This is a genomic window from [Clostridium] polysaccharolyticum, from assembly GCF_900111595.1.
GTDB classification, from domain to species: domain Bacteria; phylum Bacillota; class Clostridia; order Lachnospirales; family Lachnospiraceae; genus Clostridium_AI; species Clostridium_AI polysaccharolyticum.
The window spans coordinates 175,815-200,669 of record NZ_FOHN01000001.1; the positions used below are offsets into that span (position 1 = coordinate 175,815).

Here is a 24,855-nt window from a genome sequence, read left to right on the forward strand (position 1 = left end):
ATAGCGTATGGGCGTAATAAAAAATCAAGATATTTATCTTGTTATGCACCGTTCTTTAAGCATGGTGGATAAGGAGATAACGGAACATGGCAAGGAAGTAGGTTATATTTTATATAAAATGCTTGTTAGCCAGAATAAATATTTTCTACAGGAGTTAATTGACTATACGACGATCGGTGTCTTACATGACATCGGTCTGTATAAGTCACCTGATCAAGAGACAATTCATAGGGAAGAGACAAAAAATGTATGGAAACATTCCATTTATGGTTTCCTTTTTTTGAAATACTTTTCACCATTAGGGAATAAGGCAGAAATTGTTTTATACCATCACTTAGACTACTCTAAATACCAGTTAATCAATTCAGCACATATAGAGGTTGCCGAGTATTTGGCATTTGCAGACAAGCTGGATACTTTTATGCGTTCCAGTAATGAAGACCGAGATGCAGAGTTTTTTGCAAAGCAGTCAGGAGTGCGGTTTTCCGAGAGGGCAAAGCAGGTTTTTTTAAATGCAGAGAAGAAATATCAGATATTTGAGAATATCCGTACTGGAGCATATGAAGAAGAATTAGCAGCATTACTAAGAAAAAAATTAACGAGCGAAGAACAGAAAAGAAATTTTCTGGAAATGCTTATATATACGATTGATTTCCGCAGTGAACATACGGTAGTACATTCGCTGGCTACTACGACATTTGCAGTGGAAATTGCCAAGTTAATGCATTTGCCGGCAGCAGATATTTATAATATTTATTATGGAGCGTTACTGCATGATATTGGCAAGCTTGTTACGCCAGTTGAAATTCTGGAATCGCCAAGAAGATTAAATGAGGATGAAATGCGCATTATGCAGGAACATGTAGTGAATTCTGAGAAGATTTTAAGAGGTACGATTGATGATACGGTACTGGAAATTGCCATCAGGCATCATGAAAAGTTAGATGGTTCCGGTTATCATCGTGGATTAAAAGGGGAAGATCTGACGATTCCACAACGTATTGTTGCAGTAGCAGATATTATCAGTGCATTATATGGAAAAAGAAGCTATAAAGATTCCTTTGATATAGAACGTATCAAAGAAATCTTAATGGCAGACAGTGATGCAGGGAAACTTTGTCCAGAGGTTGTAGGGTATGCAGTCCGCAATATGAAATGGCTGGTCCGTAATTTTGAGAAGAAGAAAGAGAAAACCATAGGAAATTATATTCTGATAAAAGAGCAGTATGAGGAAATCTATAATAAATTTAAGCAGTTTGAACTGGAAGAGGAAGGCCAGAATGAGGTGCCGATTAAATATTAAATGAAAGGAAGTTACAGGAAGATGAAGAGCAAGATTTTTATGAAAAGAATGATATCCCTTTTTTTGGTGGTAATTATTAGCATTGTATTAATTCCAACGGGTAGAGTTGAAGCAAGTATAAAGAATGAGAGTTATTACAATTCATCAGACATCGGAAAAGATGTATTTGATTACGTGAATTATATATCATCTGAATTAATAAACAATGTAGTTGGAAATGAGCAGATGTATGGGGTCGTTATAAATAATTATGCGAATCTGCATCTAGGAGAGCCGTTCACAATATTTGATTTAGAAAAAATGCAAAAACTAGATGAGGTGTATTATTTTCCAATTATGGAAGGTAAAGAAGTGCGGTTGATAATAAGTGTTTATAAAGTTGGTGAAAATTGGAACGCCACAATAGCAAAAGGTTTTTCAGATGAATTGAATTCATTAGAGTGCGCTAATTTTTTGATGTTTAGAAAAAAGGGAATGATTTATGCTGAATTGGAGACAGGGAGAAAAGTTATTTTTGAGGACAAGTGGTTAAATGAAGAGTCAAGCGAAATGGTTACATTATACGGTTATTCGGATGGTGATAAAAGTAAAACAATTACTTATTGGAATTCAGCAAATGAACAGGTTCAAACGGCAACCTATAATCAAGGACCAGTATTTGCAACAATTTCATACGGAGGATATCCATTTTCTTGGGTAGAAAGTGTATATTAAATGTGAAATTAAGTGGAAGGTCTGTTTAAGATGAATAAAAGAATTGTGGAAATTGTTTGTACTATTTTAGGGCTGGCAATCGTGTTAGCAGGATGTAGCTCGAAGCACGAAGTCATTAGAAATGATAAAATAAGTTATAAAAATAATATTTTTACAGAAGAATTATTAAAGCAAATTAAGGAAATAGATTTTGGTTTTGAGAATGAAATGGTTAAAATTCAAGACGCAGAAAAAATGAGACAGTTTTATGGGGAATTAGCATCCCTTACTTTGACTGAAGTTGATGAAGATATACAGCCGTTATATGGACATTTGATGATAGAATTTATCACCAATGACAGTAAAATATCTGTTGGGATTTTAGCAAAGGAGTTAAATGTTGAACAAAAAAGGTATGAAGTGGATAAAGATATTATTAAAAAATTGAGAAAAATAGCAGATTAGGTGTATTACAATGATAGGAGTACCTTTTAGGCTTTATGTCAAGTGGCGGGGTGTGATTCTTTGAATCATGTTTCATTACAGGATATAAAGCCTTTTTTCAACAGGTGCTTCCCTTGCGTGAGAGCCTATGTTTTGTTAAACTAAAGAGTAAGAATATTAGCAAATGGATAATTTAATAAGTATAATCAGTAAGTCTGGAATACAATTTCAGATGTTATATTTTTATAAAAGGAAGGGCAGGAGTTCGTTTATGAGGATTGCCGTGTTTAGTGATATTCATAGTAATTACATTGCATTGGATGCATGTATGGATTATATACAGCAACATAAAGTAGAAAAGATAATATTTCTGGGAGATAATATAAGTGACTGTCCGGCACCAAGGCTGACATTAGAGCGGATTGCTGCATTAAATAAGGAATATGATACCGTTCATATTCGTGGAAATAGAGAAGAGTATTTTATTGACCATGAGGATGGAAAGAGCAATGACTGGGAGTATTCTTCATACAAAGGGAGCCTTTTGTATACGTTTGAACATATTACAACAGAAGACATTCGGGAATTTCGCCATATGGATCACCAAAAGGTGGTACAGTTTGAAGGAATGGATGGAATCCAGCTGGTTCACGGTTCTCCTAATTCATCCAGAGAACTCCTTCATGCCCATGGAGATAACACGAAACACTATCTTCAGCAGATGTCAGTGGGGCTGATGTTAGGTGGCCATACTCACAGGCAGTTTGCTTATCCATATAAAGATAAATTTCTTGTCAATCCAGGTTCTATTGGGGTAGCCATTGGAAAGCCCAGGACAGCAAATTTCGCTATTCTGGAATGGAAAAAAGATGGATGGGAAGCAGAACTGATTACAGTTCCTTTTGACTATGAGAAATTAAGAACTCATTTTATGAGAAGTTCCCTTATGGAAAAGGCAAAATGGTGGCCTAAGTGCATTTTAAAGTCCATGGAAACGGGAGTGAATGTAGGCCCGCTTTGTGCTAAAAAAGCGTTTGATCTGGCTAGCCAAGACAAGATTGAAATTGTAAATGGAACCATACCAGAGAAGTATTGGGACAGGGCAGCCAAGATTATTGGGGTGTAGAGGTGCTTGCTGTGGGAAAAAATCTAACGGAGGTGATTAAAAAGATTAAGCAAAAAATGAAATAGAGGCAAAAGGATTACCGTTGTCTTATACAATGATTATAGAAGCAGCCCTGATTTATATTATGTAAAAAACAGTAAGAAGGGAGAGTTATTATGCCATTAATTCATCAATTTATGATGATAGAGAAAGAGAGTAATATAGATTTTATAGAGGATTGGATGGATAAAATTGATGTATCAGATAATTTAATATTGTATATAAAGGATTCATTGAAATGGATGAAAGTAAGCTGTAATGATGAAATGTCAAGTAACAATGGATTAAATTATTATGGTTATTCGATTATAAAAGGAGAAAATATAAGGAAATTCAAAACAATTATAAATTGCTGGATAAGATTATTTCAAGAGGCACCAGAAGAATTTACATTAACAGGTGATTTTCTTTCAATTGAAGATCGGTATGAATTTAATTCATATATTAAGCAGGAAGTTCTTAATCAATTAGAGGCTTTAGAAACAATGTGCAAGGGAGCATTGGAAAGAGGAAGTTATATTTTACATAATGGGATATAAGCGAAGATTTTAATTGTATAATAGGTTTAGCAAAGTGAAAAGAGACTGTTTCAGATTAAATAATAATAAGAGATGTATTTGAAAGTTAAGCAAAAGATAAGACAATTAATTGATGAATACAATACGACAGTTAAGTGATTCATGTATATGAAAATACATATATTAAAGAATGAGAGTTTTTTATTGATAAAATGGAGGTTTAGAATATTGAATCATTACATTGTGATTAGTTATTTAAGCAGATTTACAAAGATAAAAGTTCAAGAGTATTGGAATAGAATAAATAACGATAAAAAGATATATGCAATTCTTACTAACGAAGCAGGGATTCAAGGAATATTAGATTCTATTGCTGAGAAACAAGAAAACGAAAAATATACGGTTGATGTGCTTTATTTTTGCTCTAATGAAGTCCGAAGGACTGAGGGAAAAAGGGAAAAACTAGAAAGTTTTTTTAAGGAATATCAACAAGGTGTGGTTAATTTGGATTCTTATGTAAAGGCTTTAGAACAGGAGCTGTATCCGAAGGAAAAAGACGGCAGTGAATCCGCAGAACGGAAAGAAATAAATGAATCTATTTATTATGAATCAAGGGTGAAACATTTTGCAGAAATGAGAAAATTATGTAAAGTTAACGTTAAAAAAATAGACGTAAATGAAGATCTGGGCATGGCTGATGCATACAAAGAACAGCTTCAAAAATTTATTGAAGAATTGGAAAGATTGAAGCAACAGGATAGTGATAAGGAAGAGCATACGTTTTATGTTTATATAGATTCGTCGGGAGGACCAAGAGATTTTAGTTTTTTAAGTCTTATACTAACGAAATTACTAGAGCTTAAGGAGCATAACAAATTTAAAGTTGAGAACATTATTTATAGTAATATAAATAGCAAAAATGGAAATGAAATTGGCTCTATAAAAGATTCATATGGAATGCTTGGTGTAATTAATGGCGTTAATGAATTTGTAAAGTATGGACGAGTAAATACTTTAAAGGAAAGCTTACATAAGGAAAGCGGTCTAATGGAAGGTAAGGACTTAGTGGATGAACTTTTATGTAGTATGCAAAAGTATTCAAATATGATCTCTATTTGTGATTTTAAGAAACTACCTGAAATATATGATGAAATCTATAAGAAGATGAAAGATTTGGAAAATGTAAATTATGATGTCATAGACAGCAGAGTAGAAATATTAAAAGCACTGCTTTCGACTGTTAGAGTGAAAATGGGCATTGGTAAAACAATTCCGCAGTTTGTGAAACTATTTAAGCATTATTGTGATAATGATATGATTCAGCAGGCAGTTACTTTTTATAATGAAAAAATGCCAGAGTATATCATGGAAGAATTAAAATTATTAGAAATAAATAATTTAGTCATTAAGTCTAATAAGAAAAATGCAAGAAGTAAAGTTGAAGCAGTATTGCATGGATTAGAAGGAGGTTATAAAGCTTTTCTTAGTGATTATGAGAAATATGCTAAGGAATATGGTAGTGAGAAATATGCTAAGGCAGTTTGCATTTTATCTAATGTAGATGAGTTTTCAAACATTAAATTAAAAAAAGGCAATAAGGATCAGGTAATAACTGTATTAAAGGATTACCTTGTAATCAGAGAAATACGTAATCACATGAACCATGCCAGCGATGAACCACTAATGAAAAATGAAAAAGCTAGAGATTATTTTGATTTTAGGAAGAAGTCAGAGCAATCCTTATTATGTGAATATGACTCGATAAAAGAATTCTTAGAAAATGCATACGAACATTTGTGCATGTTTGAGTCACAATCCGCACCATCAGACAAGAGCAAATTTCAGGAGGTGACAAATTAAACGAGTTAATTCTGTGTTCCTTTCTGATAGACTTTTAGATATTATATAGAATCTATGAAAGTTTTTATACTGTGGAACTGGGCACAAGTATACGGTGAACTTTGCATTATATGTGAAGGACGGATGCCTGATTAATTGAAAAATGCATGTCATGACAGGTGCCGATTAAGTCACCTGCTCTTGACATACATTTCTTTAGGTATTATATATAATAGCAAGATCTAGATTGAAAAAATATAAATGGAATTCGTTCTAGCTCTTACAATTATCATAAAAGATTTAATTACAGACTTTTATTTGAAATACTTACCTCATCATCCCTAAAATCACATCCATCAGCTCATCATTTTTCTCAGGCTTCATAAAACAGAACCGGAAGAAATTCTCTCCAAGCTCTTCAAAAGTACTGCAGTCCCGGATCATAAGCCCTTTACGAATAGCCGCTTCAAATAAATCAAATGCCGTAATGCCTTTCTTTAAAATCTCCACTAACACAAAATTAGCAGTAGAAGGATATGCTTTTAAGCCTGGACACTGGTTTAATTTTGCACAAAGCCGTTGGCGTTCATTGGAAATCAGTGTTCTGGATGCATTGATATAGGCATCATCCGTAAACATAATCTCACCTGCAATAGAAGCCAAACTGTTAATTGTCCAAGGATTCTTCTTTTCCTTAATCTCATCTAGAATGTGCTGGTTGGAACATACCGCATATCCAAGCCGAAGCCCTGGTGCTGCAAAAAATTTCGAAATGCCACGTAGCACCGTTAAGTTATCAAATTCCCTTACCAGCCCAATAGCTGTAATCTGAGAAATATTTTCTGTAAATTCTATATAGGTTTCATCCACAATGACATAAATATTTTTTTTCTTGCATGCAGTTAGAATTTGCCTTATTTCCTCTCTTGTAAGAGTAGTGGAAGTAGGATTATTAGGATTGCAAAGAATCAGAAGATCCAGATCCTCTGATAACTGTTCTGTAAATTCCTTCACTGGTAATCTGAAATCCAGTTCCTTCTTTAATGCATAGTAGGAAAAATTTCCACCACACAATGTAATCTCACGCTCATATTCTGAATAAGTAGGAGCCAGTAAAAGCGCTTTCTTAGGTGCTGTAACGCTGATAAAACTGGAAATCAGTTCCGTTGAACCGTTTCCAACCATAATATGTTCTTTGCTGGCTTTTATATAAGCAGCAATGCTTTCACGAAGAGAAGCATATTCCCTATCAGGATAAGAAGTAATCGCATCTATGTGATTTGCCAGAGTTTCACGTAATTTTAAGGATACGCCAAGTGGATTTATGTTAGCAGAAAAACTTGTGATTTCTTCTTTTTTGATATGGTAAATGCGTTCTATTTTTTCTAAATCACTGCCATGAAAATGTTCTTTCTGCTGGATAGCCTGTTTTTCCTGTTTTTCCATCGTTCTCGCCCTTTTCCTTTTCTTTTTTTCGCTAAAGTGTTATAATCTATAATAATTATAGCCTTTTTTTATGAAAAAGCAAGGAGACATGCAATGAAAGAAAAATTAACGAAGTTTTCAAGAGGTGTGTTTCAATACGAGAAATACTCCCTTTTCTTTTCTCAGAAAACCATTGAAATAGGGGCAGAGGCGGGAAAAATATACGAGGGAAGCTTCCAGATCTGGACGGATGGCCCTATACCAATGAAAGGGATTCTTACGAAGACAGATCATTTTCTAAAACTTTCAGAGACATCATTTTCTGGGATAAAAGTGACGATACAGTACCAATATGATGCCACAGAACAGGCAGCAGGCGAAACCCGTACTGGTGCCATTGAAATTATCAGCAATTACGGAGAATATAAGATACCAGTTGTGGTAAAAGCAGAAGCTCCTTATTTTCAGACAGAACTAGGAAAGATACGAGATCTGTTTCAGTTTGCCAATCTGGCAAAACAGGACTGGCTTAGTGCGTTAAAAATATTTAAGTCTGGCCAGTTTGCCAGAAAACTGCTTATCCATGACAGAAAAAATGAAGTCTTATATCAGAGCTTACGAAAGAGCATTTCCAAAAGCCATGCAATGGAAGAATTTTTAATATCCATACATAAGAAAGTAAGAATCAGTCTTACAGTAGACAAAACAGCAATTGCCTATACCAATGTAGCGGAAACCTTAGAAGACCGAGTGGTGATTTACAAAGATAACTGGGGATATATAGAGATTCATGGAGAAACAGATGCAGATTTTATTGAATTGGAGCGTAAAATCGTCTGGCCTGAACATTTTATCGGAAACAGCTGTAATCTGAAATTCTTAGTAAAGCCTGAAAAACTTAAGCCAGGCATGAATGTGGGTGTCATTTCCTTAAAGACTCCTTATCAGGTGTTTCGTATTGAAGTTACTGCACGGGGAGAAGAAGCAGAGGGAAAAGAGGGACGGACAAGGAATGTGCAGGCATATGTGAAACAGCAGGCGAATCTGGTAACTTTGGCACAGAATTATTTAAATTTCCGTATGAATCATATTGCTGTAGAAGAATATGTGTCAGAGATGCGTCTTATCGCCAATGAGATCTATGAAACAGGAGACAAAGAAGCGTATTATTTATTAAAAACCCATCTGGCAGTGGCAGCAGGAGACAGTATGGAGATTGAGGAATGCTTTCAGTTTCTGGAATCCTGCAAAGACAAATGGAAGCAGGAAAATGTGGAACGTTATGCAGGGTATCTGTATCTTCTGGCTATGAAAGACCGGGAGCCTGAGAAAATACAGGAAGCCAGTAGCCTTATTGAAGCTTTGTATGAGGAACAGAAGGAAAACTGGAAACTGTTCTGGTTTTTAATGAATGTAAAAACAGAATATATGGAAGAACCAAGAAAACGGTTTGAAGCTTTACAGGAGCTTCTAAGATGTGGTGTAAGGAGCAGCATCATATACTATGAAGCCAGTGTATTATACAGGGATTATAAAGTATTTTTAATGGATGTATCAGAAGAAGCAATTCCTGTCATGACCTGGATGGTTCGGGAAAACTTCATGACAGAGGAGGTAAAGCGGCAGTATCTGATGATGGTGTCTAAACGGAAGCATTTTTATCCTGCCCTTTATCATAGTCTGGAAATGCTATATCAGCAGAAAGAGGATATGGAAGTGCTTCAGGTTATCCTTAGCATGCTGGTAAGGGCACAAAAAGCAGGAAAACAGTATTTTAAGTGGTATGAACTGGGCGTGGAAAAACAGGTAAGGATTCTAAAGCTTTATGAGTACTATATGTATTCTATGGAGGAAGATCTCCATAAAATACTGCCAGAAAGTTTATTAACCTATTTTTCCTTAGAGTGTACGTTGCATGAGAAGAAAAAAGCCTTTTTATATGCCAATGTGATTCAGAACTGGGAGCAGTATGACAAAGCAGTGCTGGAAGGATATGAAGAAGCCATTCATGCGTTTGCTAAGAAGGAACTGGAGAAACACGTAATCAATTCCAATCTGGCGATTTTGTATGAGGATCTCTGTACCTGTGATGCGTTTGATGAGACCGTAAAAGCAAACTTGCCATATGTGATGTTCCTGCAGGAACTGCGGTGTGATATGCCAGACATAACGGGAGCCGTAGTAGTACATGGGGAAACAGAACAGGAAGTTTATACGCCTATTGAGGATGGAATTGCCCAGGTGGCCATCTATACAGACAGTGCCCAGGTCTTTCTTGTAGACAGGAAGAATAACCGTTATGCTGCTACAATGGAATATTATTTATCCAAATATATATCTTTAGATGAATTAGCAAGTGAATGCTTTCCATATGCCCAGGAAAATGGCATGCTTTTGTTATATTTATATGAGCAGCTTGAGACTTATCAGAATCATGCAAGTACAGCGTTAGCGTTAAGAAAGCGTATTTTATTATTAGAAGAATTAAGACCTTCATTTTATTGGAAATGTTTTGGAAAAGTGGCGAAGCAGTATTATGACAATGTACAGTTAGCGGCATTGGATGAACTGTTACAGACTGTGGACTTTACAAAAGTGTGCAGGGAAGAACGGCCACGGCTGATGGAATTATGCATTATAAGGGGACTTCCTATAAATTTTGAAGAACAGTTTGAAAAATATGGTTACGACAATCTGCCACCTAAGAGACTTCTTGCTTACTACAGCAGAAGATTTCACAACAAGGAACAAAAGATTACACCAGTATTTTTAAATATTGCCATGAATGCCTTGAAAAAAGGAAGAGCAGACAAACTGATTACCAAAATGCTTTGTAACCATTATGTAGGAACTTTGGAAGATCTGATCCGCATCTGGAAATCCTGCCGGGAATTTGAAATTCCTTGTGAGGAATTAGAGGAACAGATTGTTTCCCAAAGTCTTTTCAGTGAGACCAAAAGGCCGGAAATTATGGCTGTGTTTATGGATTATCTTACAAGAGAGCAGAAAGATAAAATGGTTGTGCGGGCCTTTTTATCATATCATTCTTATTTGTATCTTTTAAAAGAGGAAGAGTTAGAAAAAACGCTATTGGATATCATGAAAGAGTTTATCCTGCAAAATAGCTGTGACATAGTAAATCTTGCTTATTTAAAGAGATTAAGCAGGAAAGAAATTTTAACAGAAAAAGAGAAAGAATATGCAGAAATTCAAGTACAGCAGTATGTAAAAAAAGGAATTGCTTTATCTTGTTTCATGGGATTTCAAAACCGGATTTCCATGCCGTATGAGATTGCACATAAATATTTTGTCGAGTACCATTGTGAGGAGAATAGAAAAGTTGTGCTGCACTATGCGTTAAACGGCGGACCTATAAGAGAAGAAGTTTTAAAAAACTGCTATCAAGGCATATTTGTGAAGAAATTCGTGCTTTTTCATGGGGATAAACTGTCTTATTATCTGACGGAAGAATATGCAGGAGAGAAAAAGCAGACAGCTAGAGAAGAAATTCAATATGAGGATGACATGTCAGATACCGATAGTGAATATGGACTGTTAAATTCACTGCTTGTAGCCAAACAGATGCAGGACAGCAAAACAGCACTGGATCTGGTAAAACAATATGTTACAAGCAAGACCATTGTAAGTGAACAGTTTAAAATGTTGGAGTAGGAGGTGTTTGTCATAGAAAGACAGAAATTATTTGTTGGGCTAGATTTGGATAATGAGTTTTCGCAGATTACTTACTATGATGAAGCACTATTTGAACCTTGTTCCATTTCTCAGAAAGAGGGGGAAGAAGCTTATCTGATTCCTACCGTTCTGGCAGTAACAAAGGAGAATGGACAGTGGTATTTTGGTGAAGATGCTGTGCGGCTTGCGAAAGAGCAGAAGGCACCTTTGCTTATGGACTTTATTGAATCTATAAAGAAAGAAAGTCCTATTTGGTATTATGAAAAGGAATGGGAGCCTGTTGAGATTTTAAAACGTTTTTTAAGAAAATGTTTAAATCTGCTAATGGTAAGATTTCCAGAAGGAACCATTCAAATGCTTGCTGTGACATTGGAAAATAAGGAAAAAGTTCTTGTAAATATGCTGTTAGAAGCATTACAGCAGCTGGGGTTTGAAAAAGAGAGGGTTGCTGTCTTAAGCCATCAGGAAAGCTATTTGTATTATACCCTTCGTCAGAAGAAAGAACTCTGGCTAAATGATGTTGGCCTGTTTGATTTTTCATCTAAAGGGCTTTTCTTTTACAGGATTTTTATGAACCGGAGGACAAGTCCGGTTACCGTTGGAATAGAGAAAAAGGAATTTACAAAGCTGTTATCTTATGGCATGCTAGAATCCAAAGAAGAAGGAGAGCTTGCATATATGTTTGACAGCGTTACAAAAAATGCACTTCACAAAAAGATCGTTTCCACTATTTATGTGACAGGACAAGGATTCAGGGGAAACTGGTGTCAGTCTGTTTTAGAAGGATTATGTGTTGGAAGAAGAGTATTTTTGGGACAGAATCTATATGCCATTGGTGCGTGTTATGGGGCAAAAGAAGTAGGCGGAGAAAGTAAGCTGTCTAATTATCTGCTATTGAATGATGAAATGGTTCTGGTTGATATTTCTGTAAAAGTATTTTCCAGCAGCCGATTTGAACCGTACCACCTTGTGAGAGCAGGAGCTGCGTGGTTTGATGTAAATCACAAACTGGAAGTGATTCCAGATGAAGAAAATGAATTGGAATTGGAAATTTTTGATGTTATGACACAGCAGAAGAAAACTTTTTTCCTGCACATTGATTTTATAGAAGGGCGGCCAAGAAGAACCACAATATTAGAAATAGGGGTAAAATTCCTAGATCCAAAGACCTGTGTACTGCAGGTGAAAGACAAAGGGTTTGGTAATATGTACCCTTCGACAAACCGGATTTGGGAAAAAGAGATACATCTCTAAGGAGGAGTGCTCATGGGAAAATTTATTTTATGCAGCGGAACAAGAGCCAAAGAACCATTGCGGATAGAAATAACGGATACCATTCTTTATACAATCGAAGAACTGTGCTTTTATCTGTATCAGCATATTTATCTGATTACAGACGAGTTCTTTTCGGAATCTGTTATTGGCTGGATTGAAAAAGAAGTGGAACTGCCAGAACTTGCAAAGAAACTAAGAGAATTAAACCGTTCTGGCAGAACTTTAAAAGATAAGGTTATCTCTATACTATGCAGTACCGATTATTATACAGAGAAAGAAATGAAAGAACTGATTGTGGTAATGGACAAAATAGATGGCCTGCCACTGATTAAGCGCAGAAAAATGAAAGCGGATATTTATGTTCAGTACCAGCGGTACCTGTTTGCTGCAAAAGAATATGAGGCCATATTAGAAAGCAGAGAAGCGTCCATACTGACAGCAGGTGAATATGGAAACCTGCTTCACAATTATGCATTCGTGCTTCTTAATATTGGATCTTTAAAAGATGCGGCACAAAAGATGAAAGAAGCATACCGGTCCAATCAGAATCCCGAATCCTTAAAATCCTATCTGCTGATTTTACGGATGTTAGGCAATGAAAATGCACAGGAACAGCAAAAAGATCTGGCTGTTCCAAGTGAAATGCTGGAAATGATAGAGGCTATTATGAAGGATGCAGAATCTATGGAATCCGCTCATTCCTGTTATCAGGCTTACCAGAAGCTGCTGGATTCAAAAGAAAAGCATGATGCCATTAAGTTTTACAGGGATCTGGAAACTATGCTGGAAAAGTGGATTCGTGAGTATAGAAATAAAGTAAGTTAAGGGAGATATCATGAAGATTTTTAAGAAGAAAAAGGAACTCCATTCAGAACCTGAGTTTGATAAAGAACTGGAAAGAAAACAAAATGAAACAGAACAGCTGGATATTTCCTTAGATAATATGGAACTAGAACTAAAGGATCTGGCCGATTCCAAGAAATCTGCGTATCAGGAGAAAGAAGAAACGTTGAATCAGACAAAGGATTCCATCGCGGATACCTGCAATCAGATTGCAGATGCGAAAAAACAGATTCAGGAAGCTAAGTTAGAATACAAAGCCGTGACGGACTATCTTGCCGATATACAAAAAATAGACGCCATTGAGGGGAAAGAACGTGAGGAGCTAGAAGATGCCGCCCGTAATATCATTACTCTGACCAGAGAGCGTTCCAAATACCAGACAGCAGACATAAAACTTTCCGATGTCCAGTTCCGCAATATAAGCCGTTACGAGAAAAATATGGTTCGGGAAATCAGGCAGATGAGGGAAAATGAGGACTACCAGCGCATGGTAAAAGGCGATCTAAGGCAATTAGCGGCTGAAAAGGCTAAGCTGGAGTTTGAAAGAGACGAAATCATTGGTGGACAGGAAATGTTAAGGAAGCTGTCAATTGCTGCAGGAATATTAGTGGTTCTGATGGATATTATTTTTGTAGTTCTTTCTGAAAAAAAAGAATTGGACCTGAATGTGCCATTTATTCTTTCGATTATATTTGCAGCAGGAATCGCATTCTATATTTTCCATGAATCAAGAAGAAACCGCATGGAGATTTTAAAGAATAATCAGAAAAGAAGCAGATTAGTTGGACTAACCAACACAGTAAAGATTAAGTATGTAAATACTCAGAATGCTTTGGATTATGCTTATGGAAAATTTATGGTAGTCAATTCTATGGAGTTAAGTTCTGTTTATGATAAGTATATGAAGGCAAAAAAAGAAGCGGAACAGTATCGTTCCAATACAGGAATGCTGAATTTCTATAACAATGCTCTTATAAAAGAATTAAGACAACGGAATATAAAAGATTGTGATATATGGATTTACCAGGCCGCAGCACTGATTGACAATAGGGAAATGGTAGAAATCCGGCACCGGCTAAATGAACGCAGGCAAAAATTAAGAGAACGAATTGATTTTAATTACAAAGTGCAGAATAATGGACTTTCCATGTTAAAGAATTCTATGGAGAAAAAACCTGAGTGGAAACAGAAGGTGGAAGAAGAGATGGAAAAGGCCGGCATTGATTTTCAACAGATGGAACTGTCTGAGTAGCTGTTATATGATGAAAATGGAACAAAGGAAATGCTGTTTCGCAATTTTAGAAAAATGCGAAATGGCATTTCCTTTTGGATTTTATAGAAAATGGCGTTGCATTTTAGAATTTGAAGTTATTCATTTGTGATTTCAGGGAATCTGCTAAATGAATCATTTGCTCTGTCTGCTCTTGGCAATTACCAATAATATTATATAATGTAATAGATGCTGCAGATGTTTTCTCTGTATGTGCAGCGTTTTCTTGTGCTATTGTGCTTAGATTCTGGGTGTTTTCATTTAAGGTAGTAGTCAGATTGGAGATAATGGCGGTTTCGGACTGGATTGAGGCAATATCAGCTGTAACATAGGAAACTTCATGGAGCAGGTTTTTAAAGTAGCCAGATGTTTCTTTTAGTTTAGAACTCTGTGAATGTACTTCTTTGGTTACGTTTTCTATGACATGGACACTTTTCGACGAATTATTGGTTAATTGTACGGTAATTTCTTCAATTTGCCTTACCATATTAGCAGACTGTTCTGCAAGATTGCGGATTTCACTTGCTACAACGGCAAACCCTTTTCCAGATTCTCCAGCATGTACTGCTTCTATGCTTGCATTTAGGGAAAGAAGATTTGTCTGGGAGGCAATGCTCGTAATAATTTTTAAAGCTTTTTCAATCTGTTCCACAGAAGAATTGCTGGCATCCGATATTTCTTTTACAGTATCAAAGGAAGAGGTTGTCTTATCGTTTATGGCAATTAGTTCATCCATGGTGTTTTGTGCAGAGGTACTGCAGTTTTTCATAATAGCAGAACGCTTTTCAAGGGAAGAAATATTCTGAGATGCCTGCTGGATGGAATGGTAAAGATTTTCAATACCCTGATTGGATTTCTGGGTTTCTTCAGCCTGCAAAGAAGCACCTTTTGCGATAGAGTCTACAGAAGTTGTACAGTATTCAATGTTTTCTCCAATGTTATGGAAAGAATCTGAAAAATGAGTAGAAAATAAGCTGATTTCATCTGCCGTCTGATTAATGCTTTCTAACATTTTCCGGTAGGAATCTCTTACTTGAATAACGGAACGGCTAATAGCACCGATTTCGTTATTCATTTTCTGTTTTTTTGCGTCAAGGGATATATTCAAATTGCCACTTGCCAGTTCTAAAAGTACTTCCGTTACGGCTGTCAAGGATTTTCCTAATTTATTGATTATAAAATAGGTTCCAAGAAAAATGAGGATTATGGACACTGTTGAGATATATATTGTCTGATGCCGGCTTTTATCGTTGAGTTTCTGTATGTTTTTTTTAGAGGTATTCACACAGACAGCACCAATGATTTCGCCAGTACTAGGCTGTTTTAAAGGCGTATAGTAACAAGTATAATTTTCACCGTTAATTGGCATGTTTTTTTTGTATATAGCCTCAGTACTATTTAATTCTTCTAAGATTGTTTCGTCTATGTATGCGGTTTTAGAAGAGGAACTTGCCATAATCGCATCACCATAAAACAAACTGATATTGACAGTGGATTTCTGGCTGATTGCGAGAATCTCGTTTTGAAAAGAAGATAAGGAAATATCCCCTTTGTAATAGGTATATCCAGTTTTCTGATAGTCGGATGAGCTGATGCTGTTTAACAGGCTTTGCATTAAAGAAGATGTTGCAATCATTTCTTCCTTGTATAGCTGCTCTACTAAAATTTCATGTCTGCTGATGCTTGAACAGTTAATTCCAGCTGACATAAAGATAAGGGATACAAGGATTAAAATAGAGAGTTTTAATGAAATTTTAAATGTTTTTCCTTTTTTCGTTTTCATACATAAATACCACCTTTATTTATAAATTTTTTTGGGGGCAGCATAAAGGATTAGCAGTTTTAAATGCGTCTAAATATGTATGCAAAGAAATGTCCTAAGAAATGTCTGTTATAGTGTAAAAAACGACTGTGAATATTTTACTACAAATCAGTACAAAAAGCAATTATAAATCCAGTTTCGACGTTAAAAAATATAAAGGTTATTTGAAAAAATCTTGACATTTTAATGTAACTTGTCTACTATATTAGATAAACATGAAAATGTAATGAAAGAGAAGAGTAGATTTGTAACCTTTTAAGAGAATTCTGTTCTAGGCTGGGAGACGGAGTAAGAAGTGCAGATTGAAGGTAGCTCTGGAACAGTGTTTCTGAACCGTACTTTTTAATAAGGCTAGTAGGAAATAACGAATTGCCCCGTTATCGGCACGAAAGGTGAACAGATTCACGAATAAAGGTGGTACCACGATTCTTCGTCCTTTGGCGATGGATCTTTTTTTTTGGCTAAAAGCAGCATTTGTAAAGAATTTGTCTGCTTTATAAGGATTTTAATAATAGCTTGTAAAGCAGATAGAATACGGATAAAGAAAGAAGGAGATAGATATGAGGAAAGAATTAGGAAAAACATATAATCCCCATGAGATAGAGGGCAGATTATATGAAAAATGGATTGGGAAGAAATATTTTCATGCACAAGCAGATAGAAGCAGGAAACCATTTACCATTGTGATGCCGCCTCCAAATGTTACTGGCAAGCTTCATATGGGACATGCACTTGATAATGCCTTACAGGATACCCTGATCCGTTATAAGAGAATGCAGGGGTACAATGCATTATGGATTCCAGGTACTGACCATGCAAGTATTTCAACTGAAGTTAAGGTTACGAACAAATTAAAAGATGAAGGAATCGACAAATACGAACTTGGCAGAGAAGGTTTTTTAAAAGCTGCCTGGAAATGGAAAGAAGAATACGGTGGAACAATCACAAGCCAGCTTAGAAAAATCGGTTCTTCCTGTGACTGGGACAGAGAACACTTTACCATGGATGAAGAATGCTCTGCAGCAGTAGAAGAAGTATTTATTAAATTGTATGAAAAAGGATATATTTACAAAGGTTCCCGTATTATCAACTGGTGTCCGGTATGTGGGACTTCCATCTCCGACGCAGAGGTAGAACATGAAGAACAGGCAGGACATTTCTGGCATATTAAGTACCCAATCGCTGGAACAGATGAGTTTGTAGAAATTGCTACAACTAGGCCGGAAACCATGTTAGGTGATACAGCAGTAGCGGTTCATCCAGAGGACGAACGTTACCAGCATCTAATTGGTAAGAAAGTACTTCTTCCTATTGTAAATAAAGAAATTCCAGTAGTAGCAGACAGCTATGTTGACAAAGAGTTTGGAACTGGCGTAGTTAAGATTACACCTGCTCATGACCCTAACGACTTTGAAGTTGGAAAACGTCATAATTTAGAAGAAATCAATGTTATGAATGATGATGCTACAATCAATGAAAAAGGTGGCAAATATGCAGGGCTTGACCGTTATGAAGCAAGAAAACAGATTGTTGCAGAATTAGACCACATGGGTCTTCTGGTAAAGGTTGAACCTCATTCACACAATGTAGGAACCCATGACCGCTGTGGTACTACAGTAGAACCGTTAATCAAACAGCAGTGGTTTGTAAAAATGGAAGAAATGGCGAAACCGGCGATTGCTGCTTTAAAAGAAGGAAGATTAAAATTCGTCCCAGAACGTTTCAACAAAACGTATCTTCACTGGTTAGAAAACATTCGTGACTGGTGTATTTCCAGACAGTTATGGTGGGGACACAGAATACCTGTTTACTACTGTAAAGAATGTGGAGAAGTGATGGCTGCAAAATCTGATAACAAGCCATGCACTTGTGCGAAATGTGGATCTTCCAATATTGTTCAGGATGAAGATGTATTAGATACATGGTTCAGTTCCGCATTATGGCCATTTTCTACACTTGGCTGGCCGGCAAAGAGCGAAGATCTGGATTATTTCTATCCAACAGATGTACTGGTGACTGGTTACGATATCATTTTCTTCTGGGTAATCCGTATGGTATTCAGTGCGTTAGAACAGACTGGAAAAGAACCATTCCATACCGTATTAATCCACGGTTTAGTACGTGACAGCCAGGGACGTAAGATGAGCAAATCCCTTGGAAATGGAATTGATCCATTAGAAGTAATTGATCAGTACGGTGCGGATGCATTACGTTTAACCTTAATGACAGGCAATGCACCAGGAAATGATATGAGATTCTACTTTGAGAGAGTGGAAGCAAGCCGTAACTTTGCAAACAAAGTATGGAATGCATCCCGTTTCATCATGATGAACTTAGACAAAGCCCAGATTCCAGAAGAAATGGATCTTTCAAGACTTACGCAGTCTGATAAATGGATTTTATCAAAAGCAAATTCTCTAGCAAAAGAAGTTACCGATAATATGGACAGCTTTGAATTAGGCATTGCTGTTCAGAAGATATATGACTTTATCTGGGAAGAGTTCTGTGACTGGTATATTGAAATGGTAAAACCTCGTCTATACAATGACGAAGATGAAACAAAGACAGCTGCATTATGGACATTACAGAAAGTACTAATCAGTTCCTTAAAACTTTTACATCCATACATGCCATTCATTACAGAAGAAATTTTCTGTACATTACAGTCGAAAGAAGAATCCATTATGGTTTCCCAGTGGCCTGTATTTGAGGAACAGTATCATTTTGAAGCAGATGAGAATGCAGTAGAAATGATGAAAGCAGCAGTTAAGGGAATCCGTAATGTGCGTGCAGAAATGAATGTTCCGCCAAGCAGGAAAGCAAAAGTAATCGTTGTTTCGGAATCAGAAGAAATCCGCAATGTATTTGAAACAAGCCGCGTATTCTTTGCTACACTTGGTTATGCTAATGAGGTACTTGTTCAGGCAGATAAAGATGGTATTGCGGACGATGCAGTATCTGCCGTTATTCATGGTGCAACTATTTACATTCCATTTGATGAATTAGTTGACCGTGAAAAAGAAAAGGAACGTCTGACAAAAGAAAAACAGAAGCTGGAGGGCGAAATCAAACGTGCAGCTGGCATGTTAAGCAATGAAAAATTCATCAGTAAAGCTCCAGCTGCAAAAGTAGAAGAAGAAAAAGCAAAGCTTCAGAAATATACCGATATGTTAGCACAGGTTGAAGAAAGACTTGCTAACTTAAGCAAATAGACTCTATTGCAGCTGCATTTATAAGACAATGGGCTGGAAGGGAACTGGTTTCGTTCTGGTTCATTGTCTTGAAAAAACGTGGTACAATTTCGTGTAAGCTGTTGATTTCTAAGAGTTTATAGCAATGAAATTTCTAAAAAAAGTATTGATTTTTTAAATAAGAATCGTTATTATGATATTTAGGTATTTCTGACAATTATAAAATATACTGTGAACAGGATTCTGTTCATGTATCTGGAGGTTCCAATGATTAATTTTGACGATGAATTGGCGAAATTTCAGCCAAGCCTAGACGTAGATCAGGCAGAAGAAGCAATTAATAGAAATGATTTAACCGATGTGACTGACATTTTGAAAGAAATTATGAAAGAAATGAAAAAATAGTTTGCATTAGGGTTCAAGGAGGGTATTATGCATTGTCCAAAGTGCAATAGTGATCTATCCTTTAAGCAGAAAAAGTGCGATAGATGTGGTGAAGATTTAACAACATATAGGAAAATCGTAAGCGGCTCTAACCGTTTTTATAATGACGGATTAATGCGGGCCAGAGTCAGGGATTTGTCAGGAGCAGCAGTTTCCTTAAAAAAGAGTCTGGAGCTTGACAAGACGAATACCAATGCGAGAAACTTATTAGGGTTAGTGTATTATGAGATGGGAGAAACCGTTGATGCATTAAGCCAATGGGTCATAAGCAAACATTTTCAGCCGGTGAAAAATGAGGCTGATGTTTATGTGAAGGATTTACAGCAGAATCCAGCTGCGTTGGAGGCTGCCAACCAGATGATAAAGAAATATAATCAGGCCTTAAATGCAGCAAGACAAGGTAATGAGGATTTAGCAATTATTCAGTTAAAGAAAGTAACTAGTTTAAATAGCAAATTTTTACGTGCCCAGCAGCTTCTGGCGTTGCTTTATTTAAAGCAGGGGGATAATGAAAAAGCGTATAAATGTTTGAAGAAGGTTTTGAAGATTGATATCAATAACACTACAAGCATTCGTTACATGAATGAAGTAAAGAGGCTAAAACCAGAAAGAGAAGTAAAGGAATTAAAGGAGGAGCGCACCGTAGAGCGTGTGAATCCAAAATCAGTTGGTTCCTTTAGCTCGGTAGACAAGTTTCAGGATGATAAACCGAATATCTGGCTTTTTATAAATTTAATACTTGGTGCAGTTGTGGGAGTTGCATTTGCATATTTCCTGATTGTGCCGACTGTGAAAAAGAGTGTTGCATCAGAGTACAAGAATCAGATACAGAAGCAGGAGGATTTTGCATCTTCCAAAGATACTGCAATTGATTCTTTAAAGAAAGAAATTGAAGCTCTGAATGGCAAATTAGGTGATAAGGATCAGGACATTCAGAAATTAAAGGATCAGATGGTAGATGAGACAGTGTACGATAACCTGTTTGAAGCAATTACACTATATCAGCAGGGAAAGAGAACAGATGCAGCGGAAGTTCTAGTAACTGTTAATGAGAAGAATCTTACTAGTACAAAAGCCAAAGAGTATTATAATACCATTAAGGAAGCAACATTTGTGAATGCTTCAAGGCAGATATATAACCAGGCCAAAATTAAATACAATTATGGCAATTATACAGAGGCAAAACCTTTATTTGAAAAAGCAATTAAGCTGGACAATGAAAATATTGATGCTTATTATTTTCTGGCACGTGCTTATGAGAAGAGTCAGGATGTTAAGAACGCCAAGAAATATTATAATAAAGTAATCAGCGATTTTGCAGGGTCTAGCCGTGCAAGAGAAGCTCAGGAAAAATTAAAATACATGGGAGAATAATCATACCATACCAAAGAAAATACCTTATTGGCATAATATGCCATAAGGTATTTTTCCGTTTTACAGAACGTTTTTTCTGGTCCTTCCTATAAAGAAACATACGTTCTGAAAGTGAAATTGAGAAAGAAGAAGGGAAATAATTTTGAAAACTGAGAATAAGCTTGAAATGATTTCACCGATGGTTAAAAATAGCGGAGCTACTTACCGCGTAAAGGAACATTGTCTGATTGTAGAACTAAAAAGCGATCTGGATCATCATGTATCCATTCAAGTGAAAGAACATTCAGACAGGATTATCCAGACAGAAAATATACGCCATGTAATTTTTGATTTTTCTAATACCAGTTTTATGGACAGTTCTGGTATAGGGGTAATCATGGGGCGGTACAAGCAAGTAAAATTTACAGGGGGCTCTCTTGCTGTTACAGGAATTACACCGCCAGTTGACCGTATTTTGAAAATATCAGGACTTTATAAAATTATTCAGAAATATGAAACAATAAAAGAAGCACTAAATGCATTTTAAGAAAAGGGGAGGATAGGGAATATGAATACCAACGAAATGAAAATTGAATTTGACAGCAAATCGGAAAACGAAAGTTTTGCTAGAGTTGCCGTTGCGGTGTTTGCTGCACAGCTTGATCCGAATATGGAGGAACTTTCGGATATCAAGACAGCTGTTTCAGAAGCTGTAACCAATTGCATTATTCATGGGTATGAAGGGCGAGAAGGAAAAGTGAAATTATCCTGCAGGCTGGAAGATAAGACCATTACCATCGTCATAACAGACGATGGATGTGGTATTGAAGATGTAGAGAAGGCAATGGAGCCTTTATATACGACCAAACCGGATTTAGAACGCTCAGGCATGGGATTTGCTTTTATGGAAGCGTTTATGGATGATTTATCTGTGGAATCAGAGTTAGGAAAGGGAACTAAAATTACGATGGTACGGACTATTAAAGGCAGTAAGGTGCAGTCGTAAGAAGGAGGGTGGTTATGGAGACGCTCGAGTTAATAAAACGGTGTCAGGACGGAGATAAGGCTGCCAGAGAACAGCTGGTTACTGATAACATTGGATTGGTCTGGTCTATCGTCCGGAGATTTGCAAATCGTGGATATGAAATGGAGGATCTGTTTCAAGTAGGCAGCATCGGTCTGATTAAAGCTATTGATAAGTTTGATACAAGCTTTGAAGTAAAGTTTTCGACCTATGCTGTGCCAATGATTACTGGTGAAATAAAAAGGTTTTTAAGGGACGATGGAATGATAAAAGTCAGCCGTACCTTAAAGGAGGCAGCCTATAAGACCAGAGTTGCAAAAGAAGCGTTAAGTATTGAATTAGGGCGCGAACCAACAATAGAAGAAGTTAGTGAAAGAACAGATATTTCAGTTGAAAATATAGTTATGTCTATGGAAGCAGGGGCAGAAGTAGAATCATTGTATAAGACCATTTACCAAGGAGATGGAAATGCAATTTATTTGATTGATAAATTAGAAGAATCCAGGGATGAAAATCAAAATATGGTGGACAGGCTTGCGTTATATGATATTTTGAATTCTCTGGATGAGAAGGATCGTAATATAATACGGCTTCGTTATTTTCTGAACAGAACACAGACAGATATTGCAAAAGAGTTAGGAATTTCACAAGTACAGGTTTCACGTATTGAAAAGAAAATTTTAAAGGCAATGCGGGAAAAATTAGCCTGATACATGTAAAAGTTTTTTATATGAAAAATGCATAAGAAACTGAAAGTTAATCCAAAATAGTAATAGAAAAGCATTCGTTAAATAACTGATTAGTTAGATAGCTAATTCGTTAGATAACTAATGCTTTTTTCTTTACAGGAGGAATGCATATGAAAAACAAAGTAATAGTGGCAGTACTTTCTATGGCGCTTATTGCATTGGTTTTGGCCTGCTATTTTAATTATGATGGTCCAAGGAATGTTATGTCAGGAGGGACGTTAGTATCGGCACAGATAGATCTATGAGACAGCTCTACATCTCTATTCCTCAAAGAATACAGTTAAATTCAGATGAGGTACGCATAGGGGATATTGCACAGGTAATTACTGGCGATAAAGTATTTACAGAGAAAGTTAATCAAATTGTCCTGCTTCGGTTTCAGGAAAAAACGATGGAGATTAGAGGAATTACAGAGGTTATAGAACTGCTCTCAAAAAAATTTGGGAATCTTAACATAGTAAATCTGGGAGAAACAGAATTTATCATTGAGAAAGTGTCCAATAAAAGACCAAACAAGATATATGAAATAATTAGGGTTTCAGTTGTTTGTGGCATTGTATATCTTGGGTCCGCATTTTCCGTTATGACGTTTAATGAGGATGGCTGTGTCCGGGATTTACTGGATATGCTCTATAAGTCAGTAATGGGAAAATCACATGAAAAGGGTTCCGTTTTGGAAATTGCGTATAGTTTAGGTATTACATTTGGTATTCTGATCTTTTATAACCATGTATTCCGAAAGAAAAAGGAGTCCGACCCAACGCCTATTCAAGTGGAAATGCGTCATTATGAAATGGATGTGAATGAAACTATTATTATCAACAAAGACAGGGAAGGTGGCTCATAATATGTGACTAAAATATATAATTTTAATTATAATCTGTTTTTCATCAGGCTTAACAATTGCTACTGGCATATTTGCTTTTTTGGCAAAATTAGGTGTTATTCCAAGGCTGCTGGCAAGAACCAATACGGCAAAATATACGCCATTATATGAAAAGGGAATTATTATTGGAGGCAGTCTTGGAAATCTCTACTCTCTGTTTCAGTTTAGGATGCCAATTGGAATTGCAGCAATAACGATCATTTGCCTGTTTTTTGGCATTTACATTGGTTGTCTTGCCATGGCTATTGCAGAGACTCTTAATGTAATTCCGTATTTCATAAGTAAATCCAAATTAAAACTGGGAATCAGTGGGATCATAATTGCTTTAGCACTAGGAAAAGGATGTGGAACTTTGCTGCAATTATTTTTTCATTAGAAATAGAATCCGTTTTTTCGAAAGGAGAGAAAAGAATGAGTGGGAAAAATGTAACAGCTCACGATGTCATGCAGGAAAAGAATGACAAGCTTAGAGACCAGAAATACAACGATTATGTTTCGGCAGTAACGCCTAAGCATAGCTGGTTTGCTAATTTGTGCAAGGCATTTTTAGTAGGAGGAATTATATGTGTCATAGGACAGGCTTTGGTTAATTTTTATCAGTCATGTGGATTTGATAAAGAAACAGCTGGACTTTATGAAGTTATTACACTGGTATTGCTTAGTGTACTGCTTACTGGATTTAATATTTATTCACCTCTTGCCAAATGGGCGGGTGCTGGAACTGTTGTACCGATTACAGGCTTTGCGAATTCCGTTGCCTCAGCAGCAATTGAATTTAAAACAGAAGGTCAGGTATTTGGTATTGGATGTAAAATCTTTACCATCTGTGGTCCTGTTATTCTGTATGGCATTACCTTTACATGGTTTCTTGGATTAATATACTGGATTCTAAAAGTTATGGGTGTAGTTTAGAGGAGG

The 24,855-nt window shown here is 36.3% G+C and carries 22 protein-coding genes and 1 other annotated feature; of the genes, 20 read left to right on the forward strand and 2 right to left on the reverse strand.

Features of this window, described 5'->3' with window-relative positions:
• Nucleotides 1-7: 7 nt before the first annotated feature.
• The 6 genes from BMY85_RS00805 (at nucleotide 8) to BMY85_RS00830 (ending at nucleotide 5,983) form a co-directional block, all read left to right on the forward strand.
• Nucleotides 8-1,303 (forward strand): HD domain-containing phosphohydrolase, encoded by a 1,296-nt coding sequence (locus tag BMY85_RS00805; RefSeq protein ID WP_092475051.1) that lies wholly within the window; start codon nucleotides 8-10, stop codon nucleotides 1,301-1,303.
• A 21-nt stretch (nucleotides 1,304-1,324) separates the two neighbouring features.
• The gene (locus BMY85_RS00810) at nucleotides 1,325-2,017 is read left to right on the forward strand and encodes a hypothetical protein (protein WP_143066296.1); all 693 of its coding nucleotides are present in this window, start codon (nucleotides 1,325-1,327) and stop codon (nucleotides 2,015-2,017) included.
• A 30-nt stretch (nucleotides 2,018-2,047) separates the two neighbouring features.
• Nucleotides 2,048-2,461, forward strand: coding sequence for a hypothetical protein (locus tag BMY85_RS00815; RefSeq protein ID WP_092475058.1), 414 nt, complete (start codon nucleotides 2,048-2,050; stop codon nucleotides 2,459-2,461).
• Between the two features lie 250 nt (nucleotides 2,462-2,711).
• Nucleotides 2,712-3,566 (forward strand): metallophosphoesterase family protein, encoded by an 855-nt coding sequence (locus BMY85_RS00820; RefSeq protein ID WP_177180562.1) that lies wholly within the window; start codon nucleotides 2,712-2,714, stop codon nucleotides 3,564-3,566.
• 155 nt (nucleotides 3,567-3,721) lie between these two features.
• The gene (locus BMY85_RS00825; protein ID WP_092475064.1) at nucleotides 3,722-4,144 is read left to right on the forward strand and encodes a hypothetical protein; all 423 of its coding nucleotides are present in this window, start codon (nucleotides 3,722-3,724) and stop codon (nucleotides 4,142-4,144) included.
• Nucleotides 4,145-4,351: 207 nt separating this feature from the next.
• Nucleotides 4,352-5,983, forward strand: a complete 1,632-nt coding sequence (locus tag BMY85_RS00830; RefSeq protein ID WP_092475066.1) for a TM1812 family CRISPR-associated protein — start codon at nucleotides 4,352-4,354, stop codon at nucleotides 5,981-5,983.
• Nucleotides 5,984-6,289: 306 nt separating this feature from the next.
• On the opposite strand, the gene cobD is transcribed toward BMY85_RS00830, so the two are convergent.
• A complete protein-coding gene (gene cobD / locus BMY85_RS00835; protein WP_092475068.1) occupies nucleotides 6,290-7,408 on the reverse strand; it encodes a threonine-phosphate decarboxylase CobD in 1,119 nt (372 codons plus the stop codon).
• A gap of 93 nt (nucleotides 7,409-7,501) precedes the next feature.
• Here cobD and BMY85_RS00840 point away from each other — a divergent pair, with 93 nt between their 5' ends.
• The 4 genes from BMY85_RS00840 to BMY85_RS00855 are packed head-to-tail and all read left to right on the forward strand — an operon-like array spanning nucleotide 7,502 to nucleotide 14,450.
• A complete protein-coding gene (locus BMY85_RS00840; RefSeq protein WP_092475070.1) occupies nucleotides 7,502-11,059 on the forward strand; it encodes a DUF5717 family protein in 3,558 nt (1,185 codons plus the stop codon).
• Nucleotides 11,060-11,062: 3 nt separating this feature from the next.
• Nucleotides 11,063-12,334, forward strand: a complete 1,272-nt coding sequence (locus tag BMY85_RS00845; protein WP_092475072.1) for a DUF5716 family protein — start codon at nucleotides 11,063-11,065, stop codon at nucleotides 12,332-12,334.
• 12 nt (nucleotides 12,335-12,346) lie between these two features.
• Nucleotides 12,347-13,180, forward strand: a complete 834-nt coding sequence (locus tag BMY85_RS00850) for a hypothetical protein (protein WP_092475074.1) — start codon at nucleotides 12,347-12,349, stop codon at nucleotides 13,178-13,180.
• A gap of 10 nt (nucleotides 13,181-13,190) precedes the next feature.
• Nucleotides 13,191-14,450 (forward strand): coiled-coil domain-containing protein, encoded by a 1,260-nt coding sequence (locus tag BMY85_RS00855; RefSeq protein WP_092475076.1) that lies wholly within the window; start codon nucleotides 13,191-13,193, stop codon nucleotides 14,448-14,450.
• Nucleotides 14,451-14,553: 103 nt separating this feature from the next.
• On the opposite strand, the gene BMY85_RS00860 is transcribed toward BMY85_RS00855, so the two are convergent.
• Nucleotides 14,554-16,251 carry a methyl-accepting chemotaxis protein gene (locus BMY85_RS00860; protein ID WP_092475078.1) on the reverse strand — a complete coding sequence of 566 codons (1,698 nt, stop codon included), beginning with the start codon at nucleotides 16,249-16,251 and terminating at the stop codon, nucleotides 14,554-14,556.
• A gap of 256 nt (nucleotides 16,252-16,507) precedes the next feature.
• Nucleotides 16,508-16,731 (forward strand) — a binding site (T-box leader).
• Nucleotides 16,732-16,850: 119 nt separating this feature from the next.
• Here BMY85_RS00860 and BMY85_RS00865 point away from each other — a divergent pair.
• The 10 genes from BMY85_RS00865 to spoVAC all read left to right on the forward strand — a co-directional run bounded on the left by BMY85_RS00865 (nucleotide 16,851) and on the right by spoVAC (nucleotide 24,849).
• Entirely contained in the window at nucleotides 16,851-19,502 is a 2,652-nt protein-coding gene (locus BMY85_RS00865; RefSeq protein WP_092475080.1) for a valine--tRNA ligase, read from the forward strand.
• Nucleotides 19,503-19,748: 246 nt separating this feature from the next.
• Nucleotides 19,749-19,886: a hypothetical protein gene (locus tag BMY85_RS15405; protein WP_177180563.1), complete on the forward strand. Its 138-nt coding sequence runs from the start codon at nucleotides 19,749-19,751 to the stop codon at nucleotides 19,884-19,886.
• A gap of 27 nt (nucleotides 19,887-19,913) precedes the next feature.
• Nucleotides 19,914-21,299 carry a tetratricopeptide repeat protein gene (locus BMY85_RS00870; RefSeq protein WP_092475082.1) on the forward strand — a complete coding sequence of 462 codons (1,386 nt, stop codon included), beginning with the start codon at nucleotides 19,914-19,916 and terminating at the stop codon, nucleotides 21,297-21,299.
• 142 nt (nucleotides 21,300-21,441) lie between these two features.
• Entirely contained in the window at nucleotides 21,442-21,825 is a 384-nt protein-coding gene (gene spoIIAA / locus BMY85_RS00875) for an anti-sigma F factor antagonist (protein ID WP_242939645.1), read from the forward strand.
• 21 nt (nucleotides 21,826-21,846) lie between these two features.
• A complete protein-coding gene (gene spoIIAB, locus BMY85_RS00880; protein WP_092475084.1) occupies nucleotides 21,847-22,284 on the forward strand; it encodes an anti-sigma F factor in 438 nt (145 codons plus the stop codon).
• Nucleotides 22,285-22,298: 14 nt separating this feature from the next.
• On the forward strand, nucleotides 22,299-23,012 hold the full coding sequence (gene sigF, locus BMY85_RS00885) for an RNA polymerase sporulation sigma factor SigF (RefSeq protein WP_092475087.1): 714 nt from the start codon (nucleotides 22,299-22,301) through the stop codon (nucleotides 23,010-23,012).
• Between the two features lie 149 nt (nucleotides 23,013-23,161).
• Nucleotides 23,162-23,296 carry a hypothetical protein gene (locus tag BMY85_RS15995; protein WP_278280366.1) on the forward strand — a complete coding sequence of 45 codons (135 nt, stop codon included), beginning with the start codon at nucleotides 23,162-23,164 and terminating at the stop codon, nucleotides 23,294-23,296.
• Entirely contained in the window at nucleotides 23,293-23,898 is a 606-nt protein-coding gene (locus BMY85_RS00890; RefSeq protein WP_092475089.1) for a stage V sporulation protein AA, read from the forward strand. The genes BMY85_RS15995 and BMY85_RS00890 overlap by 4 nt, the downstream gene beginning before the upstream one ends.
• Nucleotides 23,899-23,977: 79 nt before the next feature.
• The gene (locus tag BMY85_RS00895) at nucleotides 23,978-24,313 is read left to right on the forward strand and encodes a stage V sporulation protein AB (protein ID WP_177180564.1); all 336 of its coding nucleotides are present in this window, start codon (nucleotides 23,978-23,980) and stop codon (nucleotides 24,311-24,313) included.
• A 35-nt stretch (nucleotides 24,314-24,348) separates the two neighbouring features.
• The gene (spoVAC, locus tag BMY85_RS00900; RefSeq protein WP_330387166.1) at nucleotides 24,349-24,849 is read left to right on the forward strand and encodes a stage V sporulation protein AC; all 501 of its coding nucleotides are present in this window, start codon (nucleotides 24,349-24,351) and stop codon (nucleotides 24,847-24,849) included.
• Nucleotides 24,850-24,855: the final 6 nt, after the last annotated feature.